We start from the raw sequence: 9,943 nt of genomic DNA, 5'->3' as shown, positions 1-9,943 counted from the left end.
CTGGGAGAGCATCTGCCTTACAAGCAGAGGGTCGGCGGTTCGAGCCCGTCATCCTCCACCATTCATATTGAATGGGCCGGTGTAGCTCAATTGGTAGAGCAACTGAATCGTAATCAGTAGGTTGGGGGTTCAAGTCCTCTTGCCGGCACCATCAATTTATGATATAATATAAAAGTTGCTGAAAAGAAGAAAATCAACGGCTTTTATCTAAGAATGTCTTAGAGCCATTAGCTCAGTTGGTAGAGCATCTGACTTTTAATCAGAGGGTCGAAGGTTCGAGTCCTTCATGGCTCACCATTTTTATGCGGATGTGGCGGAATTGGCAGACGCGCTAGAATCAGGCTCTAGTGTCTTTACAGACGTGGGGGTTCGAGTCCCTTCATCCGCATCGCCAATTATATTATGCGGAAGTAGTTCAGTGGTAGAACACCACCTTGCCAAGGTGGGGGTCGCGGGTTCGAATCCCGTCTTCCGCTTCAACCATCCGATCCAGGTTGGTGGAATTGGCAGACACACAGGATATGCGCCCGTAGCTCAATTGGATAGAGCGTTTGACTACGGATCAAAAGGTTAGGGGTTCGACTCCTCTCGGGCGCGCCATTATAACAACGGGAAGTAGCTCAGCTTGGTAGAGCACATGGTTTGGGACCATGGGGTCGCAGGTTCGAATCCTGTCTTCCCGATTCTTTTTGGGGCCTTAGCTCAGCTGGGAGAGCGCCTGCTTTGCACGCAGGAGGTCAGCGGTTCGATCCCGCTAGGCTCCACTTTGTTATCTCTATATTCATATTGATCATGGCGGCGTAGCTCAGCTGGCTAGAGCGTACGGTTCATACCCGTGAGGTCGGGGGTTCGATCCCCTCCGCCGCTATTAAAGGACCTTTAGCTCAGTTGGTTAGAGCAGACGGCTCATAACCGTCCGGTCGTAGGTTCGAGTCCTACAAGGTCCACCATTTATTACGGAGGAATACCCAAGTCTGGCTGAAGGGATCGGTCTTGAAAACCGACAGGGGTGTCAAAGCCCGCGGGGGTTCGAATCCCTCTTCCTCCGCCATACATATTTTATCGCCGCGGGGTGGAGCAGTTCGGTAGCTCGTCGGGCTCATAACCCGAAGGTCGCAGGTTCAAATCCTGCCCCCGCAACCAAATTTAAATTCATTGCCAAAATGGTCCGGTAGTTCAGTTGGTTAGAATGCCTGCCTGTCACGCAGGAGGTCGCGGGTTCGAGTCCCGTCCGGACCGCCATTTATCAAGGCTCGGTAGCTCAGTTGGTAGAGCAACGGACTGAAAATCCGTGTGTCGGCGGTTCGATTCCGTCCCGAGCCACCTTGTTAACAATTATATATTGCGGCGGTTGTGGCGAAGTGGTTAACGCACCAGATTGTGGCTCTGGCATTCGTGGGTTCGATTCCCATCAACCGCCCCATGCGAAATGCGGGTGTAGTTTAGTGGTAAAACCTCAGCCTTCCAAGCTGATGTCGTGGGTTCGATTCCCATCACCCGCTCCATTTGCATATCATGGGCCTGTAGCTCAGCTGGTTAGAGCGCACGCCTGATAAGCGTGAGGTCGATGGTTCGAGTCCATTCAGGCCCACCATGATTCCACAGTAGCTCAGTGGTAGAGCTATCGGCTGTTAACCGATCGGTCGCAGGTTCGAATCCTGCCTGTGGAGCCATCTGGAGAAGTACTCAAGTGGCTGAAGAGGCGCCCCTGCTAAGGGTGTAGGTCGCGTAAGCGGCGCGAGGGTTCAAATCCCTCCTTCTCCGCCATTTTCAATAAGGCCCGTTGGTCAAGTGGTTAAGACACCGCCCTTTCACGGCGGTAACACGGGTTCGAATCCCGTACGGGTCATCATCACTTGAAACCCCTGCATCTTTTTGATGCAGGGGTTTTTAATATGTGCTGCAATTCGAAGTCATTGTTGAATTTTGTCAATAAAAAGAAGCGCTTTCACAAAAGGGAAACAGCCATTTTCTGCGAATAAATGAGTAATCTTTAAATATAGTGGCAGAAAGGAGTGACGCGTGTGAGCGCCGCAGAATTTGAAATGCACCTGTTTCATGAAGGCCGTCTTTTCGAAGGCTACAGGCTGTTTGGCGCTCATCAGGCAGAGCAGGACGGCCAAAAGGGCTTCAGGTTCTGCGTTTGGGCTCCTCATGCCAAAGAAGTCCGAATCGTGGGGACGTTTAACGACTGGGTCGGTTTGGCGCATCGAATGGAAAGGGTGAACCGGCAAGGAGTATGGGAATTGTTTATACCCGGGCTTGAAGAAGGGGAGCTTTACAAATATGAAATCATCACGGCGGCAAATGAATCAAAGCTGAAATGCGATCCTTACGCATTTCTTTCTGAAGTCAGACCGAAGACCGCATCTGTTACTTACCGATTTCCGGAGTTCGCATGGAATGATCATCAATGGCGGAAGAAGAAAAGGCGGAAACCAGTTTATGAAAAACCGGTTTCCATCTATGAACTTCACTTTGGTTCGTGGAAAAAGAAAGCCGATGGGAGCTTTTTTACGTATCGGGAAATGAGCGACATGATCATCCCTTATGTGAAAGAGCATGGATTTACGCATATTGAGCTGATGCCGCTGACGGAACACCCTTTGGACCGTTCATGGGGTTATCAGACAACGGGATATTACAGTCCGACGAGCAGATATGGAAAACCGCATGATCTCATGTATTTTATCGATCAAGCCCATCAGCATGACATCGGCGTCATTCTCGATTGGGTCCCCGGCCATTTCTGCAAGGATGAGCACGGCTTGTATTTATTCGACGGTCTGCCTCTATATGAATATATCCATGAGCATGACAGGGAAAACCGGGAATGGGGGACCGCGAATTTTGACCTCGGAAAGCGGGAAGTTCACAGTTTTTTAATATCCAATGCGTTGTATTGGATCGAGATGTATCATATAGATGGTTTTCGAGTCGATGCTGTTGCAAACCTCCTATATTGGCCAAACCGCCCTCAGCCTGAAGCCAACCGCTATGCGATCGAATTGATCCAAACCTTGAATGAACAGGTTTTTGCCAAAGATCCGCACTTTTTGATGATGGCTGAGGATTCCACAGACTGGCCGAAGGTAACGCATCCGACATATGAAGGCGGTCTCGGATTCAACTATAAGTGGAATATGGGTTGGATGAATGACATTTTAACCTATATGGAAGCTTCTCCAGAACAAAGAAAGCATCTGCATCATCTTGTTTCTTTCTCCTTAATGTACGCCTACTCTGAAAATTACATCCTGCCGTTTTCCCATGATGAAGTGGTTTACGGTAAAAGGTCTTTGCTTCATAAAATGCCGGGCGATTATTGGCAAAAGTTCGCTCAATACCGCCTGCTGATCGGATTTTTCATTGCCCACCCCGGAAAAAAGCTTCTCTTTATGGGCGGTGAGTTCGCCCAATTTGATGAATGGAAGGATGATGGACAGCTTGATTGGTTTTTAGACGGCTTTGACATGCATCAAAAGGCGAGGAACTTCGCCAAAGATGCTTTTCACATCTATAAAAAAAGCAGGGTTCTTTATGAAAATGATCATCGTCCGGAAGGTTTTGAATGGATTGATGTCCATAATGCCGAACAATCGGTGGTCTCTTTTATCCGCTACGGAAAAAAGCCGAATGAAGCGCTGATTGCCGTTTGCAATTTTACACCCGCCGCCTACCACGGATATCGGATCGGCGTCCCTTTTCAAACGGAGTACGTTGAAATTTTAAACAGTGATCATCAAGCCTACGGCGGTTCACATCAAATCAACAGAAGGGCTCTTCAGGCACAAAAAAACGGCCTGCACGGCAAGCCATACTGTATCAGCATGACTGTCCCTCCGCTTGGGATCTCGATTCTCAGGGCGGTCAAAAAGAGAGGGGGAAAAAGAGATGAAAGAACGGTGTGTGGCCATGCTTTTGGCGGGCGGCAAAGGAAGCAGGCTGAGCGATTTGACTAAGCATGTGGCAAAACCTGCCGTTCCATTTGGCGGGAAATACAGAATCATCGATTTTGCCCTCAGCAACTGTGCAAATTCCGGCATTCATCATGTCGGTGTCCTGACTCAATATCAGCCGCTTTTATTGAACTCATATATCGGTATAGGCGAAACATGGGATCTGAACCGGAATAACGGCGGAGTCGCCATTTTATCCCCTTATGCCGAAGCATCTGAAGTCAAGTGGTATAAAGGGACGGCGAGCGCCATATACGAAAACCGCCACTTTTTAAAAGAGCGCCAGCCTGACCATGTATTGATCTTATCCGGGGATCACATCTACAAAATGGATTACGGAAAGATGCTTGAGTACCATATTGAAAAAGAGGCGGATGCCAGCATTGCTGTCATTGAGGTCAATTGGGCTGAGGCCGGACGTTTCGGCATTCTTCACACAAACGACCGGCTGGATATCACATCTTTTGAGGAAAAGCCGAAATATCCGAAAAGCAATTTGGCTTCGATGGGCGTCTATATTTTTAAATGGAGTGTGCTTGAAGAAGCGTTGGAAAAAGATGAGATCAATCCTGATTCAAGCCATGATTTCGGCAAGGATATCATTCCCGCCCTGCTTCAGGAAGAAAAGAAGCTGAGCGCTTATCCGTTTCAAGGCTACTGGAAGGATGTCGGGACGGTCGAGAGTTTGTGGCAGGCCAACATGGATCTGCTTGGAGACAATCCTGCGCTCGATTTGTTTGAACGGAACTGGCGCATTTACTCGGTTGCGCCCAACCTTCCGCCCCAGTTTATCGCCGATCAGGCGGATGTCAAAGAATCGCTCATCAGTGAAGGCTGCGCCGTTTATGGAGCAGTCCGCCGCTCGGTTATTTTTCAAGGGGTCAAGATCGGCCGGCATTCCAAAGTGGAACATTCGGTCATTATGCATGACGCGGAAATCGGAGACCATGTTGAAATAAAAAATGCGATTGTTCCGGCAGGGGTGAGGATTCCTGACGGTTTTCGCGCAAGCTGTAAAAGTGGCGGGGTTCTGGCTTATCACCGAGGACTATATAGAAAATCATAAAGTTGTCTAATCAACTGGGAGAGGCGGATGATGCCAATGAATAAACAAATACTGGGAATGATTGACACCGCTTTTAACCAGCAGTCTCTTCAGGATTTAACGGCCTGCCGTTCCATCGGAGCCGTCCCGTTTGCCGGGAGATACCGGCTGATCGATTTTATCCTTTCATCCATGGTCAATTCCGGAATTCGGAGTGTTGCGGTATTTTCAAAGCCTCCGTACCGTTCGTTGATGGATCATTTGGGATCTGGGAAAGAGTGGGATCTGCACCGAAAAAAAGACGGTTTGTTTTTTCTGCCTTCTTCACTTCCCCATGACGATAAGGCCGGGCTTGGCTCGTTTCCGATGTTTTTCGAGCATCTCGATTATTTAGAAAGAAGCAGCCAGCAATTTGCCGTCATCACAAACAGCTATACAGTCTGTCAAATTCCTTTTGAACATGTATTGAAAAGGCATCTGGAATCCGGCTGTGATCTGACTGAAATTTGCCAGGAGGGAAAGCCTCTTGATATGTATGTCATCGCCAAAAAACGATTGAAAGAATTGATTGAGGGCCATCGGGAAACAGGGCTGAACTCGTTTGCAGAAGCTGTCAATAAAGAGCGGGAATCACTTTCAGTCAGCCGGTATGAGCATTCGGGATATACCGCTGTTATCGATACGCCGGACAACTATTTGTTGCACAGCCTGAAACTGATTGATCCCGCGTGTTGGCGGCAGGTTTTTCATATGGATCGCCCCGTTTTTACAAAAATGAAAAATGAACCTCCAGTGAAGTATTCGAAAACCGGCAGTGTGAAGCAATCGATCATTGCAGACGGCTGTGTTATTGAAGGGGAAGTCGAGAATTCCATCCTGTTCCGGGGGGTTTATGTCGGCAAAGGAACAAAAATTAAAAACAGCATCATTATGCAAAAAACACAGATTGGCGAAGGTTGCCGCTTAGAAAATGTCATCTGTGACAAAGACGTCAAAATCGGCCAGCGTATCGAAATGTCGGGGACTTTGGACCTTCCGTTCGTTTTGAAAAAAGGAGCTGTGCAAGGAGCGCTGATGAACTCTTGAAGATCATATCCGCTGTGTCAAAGTGTGCGCCGTTTGTGAAATCCGGGGGGCTCGCCGATGTAGCCGGAGCGCTGCCGAAGGAGCTTTCCCTTTTAGGGATTGAGACGGCCGTGATCATGCCCAAATACAGTTTGATTGCCGAAGGCTTCAGAAAAAGGATGGCCAAAATCGCCGAGTGCGAGGTTTCCGTCGGCTGGCGCAGGCAGTATTGCGGCATCGAAGTTTTGGAGCATGACGGCGTGTCTTATTATTTTATAGACAATGAATATTACTTTAAGCGGGATACACTTTACGGTCATGATGATGACGGGGAGCGGTTCGCCTTTTTTTCGCGAGCCGTTTTAGAAGCTTTGTACACGCTTGATATGGCTGTTGATGTAATTCATACCCATGATTGGCATGCGGCCATGATCAATTATTTATTAAAAGAAGACTACGGAAAAAGGCCTTTTTATCAAAACATGAAAACCGTTTTTACAATTCATAATCTCCAATTTCAAGGAATTTTTCCGAAGGAGGCCGTCAGCGATCTGCTCGGCCTTGATTTTCCCCATTTTACCCCAGAAACGCTTGAGTTTTATGGGAATGTCAATTACATGAAAGGGGGGATTATTGCGGCGGATCAAGTGACAACGGTCAGTCCGACATATCGCGATGAAATCCTCACACCTTATTACGGCGAGCGGCTTGAAGGCGTCCTCTCCGAAAGGCGGCATGTCCTCACAGGCATTTTAAATGGAATTGATGAATCCGTTTATGATCCATTGTACGATCCGGACATCGATTATCATTATGACGCGGAAAATCGCGCAGGTAAACGGAAAAACAAAGCCGTGTTACAGCAGATGATGGGTCTCCCTGAAAGGGAGGACATTCCGGTTGTCGGCATGGTCACAAGGCTCACGAAGCAAAAAGGCATTGATTTGATCAAAAGGGTTTTGCATGAACTGTTTGAAGAGGAAGAGATGCAGCTGATCGTTTTAGGATCGGGAGAAACGGAATTTGAAAACTATTTCCGTTATATGGAGTATGCTTATCCGGAGCAGTGCAGGGCGCACATCGGCTTCAGCGAACAGCGGAGCCGCAAGATTTATGCCGGGAGCGATCTGTTTTTAATGCCTTCGAAATTCGAACCTTGCGGACTGGGGCAGCTGATCGCCCTCAAATATGGAGCGGTTCCGATCGTCAGGGAAACAGGCGGCCTTAATGACACCGTTTCGGCCTTCCAGGAGAAAACCGGAGAAGGAAACGGGTTTACGTTTGCCCATTTTAATGCACATGATATGAAGCACACGATCAAACGGGCGCTTTTCTTTTATCGGCAAAAAGGCGTGTGGAACGGTATCGTTCAAAAAGGGATGACCCAGGATGTGAGCTGGGCCGAATCAGCCCGGCGGTATCAGCGGATATTCGACCGGGTGATAAAGGGGGATGCGTCATGTTCACGTGCAAAGACAGCTTTAAACAATGCTTTTTAAAGCGGGTTGAAAGGTTGTGCGGGAAAAGCTTCCGCGATTCGTCAAAGCTCGATCAGTACCAGACGCTGAGCATGATGGTCAGGGAATACATCAGTTCTGATTGGATCGGGACGAATGAAAAGAGCCGTACCAATCAAAACAAGCAAACATACTACTTATCGATTGAATTTCTGCTGGGCCGTCTGCTCGGCCAAAATCTGCTTAACCTCGGCGTCCGCGGTGTTGTTGAAAGAGGGCTTTCCGATCTGGGCATTTCCCTTGATGAGATCGAAGAGACCGAAATGGACGCGGGGCTCGGTAACGGAGGTTTGGGCCGTCTTGCGGCCTGCTTTCTGGATTCGCTGGCATCGCTGGACCTTCCCGGGCACGGAATGGGCATTCGCTACAAGCACGGCTTCTTTGAACAAAAAATCGTTGACGGTCATCAGGTCGAGCTTCCGGAGCAGTGGCTAAAGCACGGGTATGTCTGGGAAATCCGCAATGCCGATCAAGCGGTCTGCGTTTATTTCGGCGGTGAGGTCAAGATGACAGAGGAAGGCGGCCGTCTGCGTTTTTGGAATGAAAATGCTAAAGTGATAACCGCCGTGCCCCATGATATTCCCGTCATCGGCTATGAGACAAAGACGGTCAACACGCTCAGGCTGTGGAACGCCGAGCCTTGCACTCTTCATCAGGAAACAAACATCTTGAAGTACAAGCGGGAAACAGAAGCCATAACGGAATGTTTATATCCGGATGACACACATGATGAGGGAAAAATGCTCCGGCTGAAACAGCAGTATTTTTTAGTGTCTGCCAGTCTGCAAAGCATTGTGAAAAGCTATAAAAAAAACCATCGGTCGCTATGCGGCCTCCACAAAAAAGTCTCGATCCACATTAATGACACACACCCCGCTTTAGCTGTACCGGAGCTGATGAGAATTTTGCTGGATGAAGAACGCATGACCTGGGAAGAAGCTTGGCATGTAACGGTACATACGATTTCATATACGAACCATACGACGCTGGCCGAGGCGCTTGAAAAGTGGCGGATTGATTTATTTAAACCGCTTCTCCCGAGGATTTTTATGATCATTGAGGAGATCAATGAACGCTTTTGCAGCTGGCTTTGGGAAAAATACCCGGGAGACTGGGAGCGGATCGAAAAGCTGGCCATTATCGCCCACGGAGAAGTGAAAATGGCGCATCTCGCGATTGTCGGAAGCTATAGTGTAAACGGTGTGGCCAACATTCATACCGCGATCTTAAAAGAGCGTGAGATGAACGGTTTTTATCATGTTTTTCCATATAAATTCAACAATAAAACAAATGGCATTTCACACAGAAGGTGGCTTTTAAAAGCAAATCCGCAGCTGTCGGATCTCATAACCGAAGCGATAGGAGACCGGTGGATCAAACATCCTGAAAGCCTGCATAATCTTTTGCCGTTTGCCCATGACACCGCTTTTATTGAGGCGTTTCAAAAAGTGAAAAGGGAACGAAAACAGATTCTCGCAAGACTCATTAAAAATGCGACGGGATTTGCCGTTCATCCGGACAGCATCTTCGATGTTCAGGTCAAGCGGCTGCATGCCTATAAACGGCAGCTTTTGAATGTGCTTCATATCATGTATCTTTACAACAGGCTGAAGGATGATTCAAGCTTTTCCATATACCCGCAAACGTTTATTTTCGGGGCGAAAGCGTCGCCTGCTTATCATTACGCCAAAAAGATCATTAAGCTGATTCATTCTGTCGCCGATAAAGTCAATCATGATCCTGAAGTCAGACAGTCATTGAGGGTCATCTTCTTAGAAAATTACCGGGTCTCATTAGCTGAGCGGATTTTTCCTGCCTCAGACGTCAGCGAACAAATCTCAGCGGCAAGCAAAGAAGCTTCGGGAACAGGGAACATGAAATTCATGATTAACGGGGCCCTGACAATCGGCACGCATGATGGCGCCAATATTGAAATACTGGAACGGGTGGGTTCTGATTGTATTTATACGTTTGGTTTAAAGGCGGATGAAGTGCTCGGCTACGGTGAAAAGGGCGGATACCGGCCGCGGGAATACTATCAGCACGATGCAAGAATCAGGCAGGCCGCTGATCAGCTCATCAACGGATTTTTTGAAGGGGAGAGAGACGAGTTTGAAGAAATCTACGATTCCCTGCTTGCTTATCATGATGAATATTTTGTTTTAAAGGATTTTGCTTCCTATATTGAAGCGCAGGAAAACATCCAGAGCGATTACCGGAAAGAAAGGCTCTGGGCTGAAAAAGCCGTGACGAATATCGCCCATGCCGGCTATTTCTCAAGCGATCGCACGATAAAGGAATACGCCGGAGAGATTTGGGGCATTAAACCGCATCACCGCTAATGCAAAATGCTAAGC

At 48.1% G+C, this 9,943-nt stretch carries 5 protein-coding genes and 20 tRNA genes (1 of these 25 running past the window's edge); all 25 read left to right on the top strand.

Features of this window, described 5'->3' with window-relative positions:
* Positions 1-61: transfer RNA gene (locus P3X63_RS16870), tRNA-Val, on the top strand (it extends 15 nt beyond the left edge of the window).
* Positions 62-75: 14 nt separating this feature from the next.
* Positions 76-151 (top strand) — tRNA-Thr (locus P3X63_RS16865).
* Positions 152-221: 70 nt separating this feature from the next.
* Positions 222-297, top strand: a tRNA-Lys gene (locus P3X63_RS16860).
* A 7-nt stretch (positions 298-304) separates the two neighbouring features.
* A tRNA-Leu gene (locus P3X63_RS16855) sits at positions 305-388 on the top strand.
* A 16-nt stretch (positions 389-404) separates the two neighbouring features.
* Positions 405-476, top strand: a tRNA-Gly gene (locus tag P3X63_RS16850).
* Between the two features lie 47 nt (positions 477-523).
* A tRNA-Arg gene (locus tag P3X63_RS16845) sits at positions 524-600 on the top strand.
* 9 nt (positions 601-609) lie between these two features.
* Positions 610-683, top strand: a tRNA-Pro gene (locus tag P3X63_RS16840).
* An 8-nt stretch (positions 684-691) separates the two neighbouring features.
* Positions 692-764: transfer RNA gene (locus P3X63_RS16835), tRNA-Ala, on the top strand.
* 30 nt (positions 765-794) lie between these two features.
* A tRNA-Met gene (locus tag P3X63_RS16830) sits at positions 795-868 on the top strand.
* A gap of 5 nt (positions 869-873) precedes the next feature.
* Positions 874-950 (top strand) — tRNA-Ile (locus P3X63_RS16825).
* 8 nt (positions 951-958) lie between these two features.
* Positions 959-1,051, top strand: a tRNA-Ser gene (locus P3X63_RS16820).
* 15 nt (positions 1,052-1,066) lie between these two features.
* Positions 1,067-1,143, top strand: a tRNA-Met gene (locus P3X63_RS16815).
* A gap of 22 nt (positions 1,144-1,165) precedes the next feature.
* A tRNA-Asp gene (locus tag P3X63_RS16810) sits at positions 1,166-1,242 on the top strand.
* Positions 1,243-1,250: 8 nt separating this feature from the next.
* A tRNA-Phe gene (locus P3X63_RS16805) sits at positions 1,251-1,323 on the top strand.
* Positions 1,324-1,347: 24 nt separating this feature from the next.
* A tRNA-His gene (locus P3X63_RS16800) sits at positions 1,348-1,423 on the top strand.
* Positions 1,424-1,431: 8 nt separating this feature from the next.
* Positions 1,432-1,505: transfer RNA gene (locus P3X63_RS16795), tRNA-Gly, on the top strand.
* A 12-nt stretch (positions 1,506-1,517) separates the two neighbouring features.
* A tRNA-Ile gene (locus P3X63_RS16790) sits at positions 1,518-1,594 on the top strand.
* 4 nt (positions 1,595-1,598) lie between these two features.
* A tRNA-Asn gene (locus tag P3X63_RS16785) sits at positions 1,599-1,673 on the top strand.
* A 3-nt stretch (positions 1,674-1,676) separates the two neighbouring features.
* Positions 1,677-1,767 (top strand) — tRNA-Ser (locus P3X63_RS16780).
* A gap of 10 nt (positions 1,768-1,777) precedes the next feature.
* Positions 1,778-1,849: transfer RNA gene (locus P3X63_RS16775), tRNA-Glu, on the top strand.
* Positions 1,850-2,045: 196 nt separating this feature from the next.
* Entirely contained in the window at positions 2,046-3,962 is a 1,917-nt protein-coding gene (glgB, locus tag P3X63_RS16770; protein WP_277692938.1) for a 1,4-alpha-glucan branching enzyme, read from the top strand.
* On the top strand, positions 3,895-5,025 hold the full coding sequence (locus tag P3X63_RS16765) for a glucose-1-phosphate adenylyltransferase (RefSeq protein ID WP_481748559.1): 1,131 nt from the start codon (positions 3,895-3,897) through the stop codon (positions 5,023-5,025). Before glgB ends, P3X63_RS16765 begins: the two co-directional genes overlap by 68 nt.
* Before the next feature lie 36 nt (positions 5,026-5,061).
* Positions 5,062-6,090, top strand: coding sequence for a GlgC family sugar phosphate nucleotidyltransferase (locus tag P3X63_RS16760; RefSeq protein ID WP_277691553.1), 1,029 nt, complete (start codon positions 5,062-5,064; stop codon positions 6,088-6,090).
* Positions 6,087-7,568, top strand: coding sequence for a glycogen synthase GlgA (gene glgA / locus P3X63_RS16755; RefSeq protein ID WP_277691552.1), 1,482 nt, complete (start codon positions 6,087-6,089; stop codon positions 7,566-7,568). Before P3X63_RS16760 ends, glgA begins: the two co-directional genes overlap by 4 nt.
* Complete coding sequence (locus tag P3X63_RS16750) at positions 7,529-9,928, top strand: glycogen/starch/alpha-glucan phosphorylase (RefSeq protein WP_077736160.1); 2,400 nt, start codon at positions 7,529-7,531, stop codon at positions 9,926-9,928. The genes glgA and P3X63_RS16750 overlap by 40 nt, the downstream gene beginning before the upstream one ends.
* Positions 9,929-9,943 lie beyond the last annotated feature (15 nt).

Origin of the sequence: Bacillus sp. HSf4 (assembly GCF_029537375.1) — a bacterium.
GTDB lineage: Bacteria > Bacillota > Bacilli > Bacillales > Bacillaceae > Bacillus > Bacillus sonorensis_A.
Note: the sequence above shows the minus strand (reverse complement) of the source record. Positions and strands in the feature narration are given on the sequence as shown.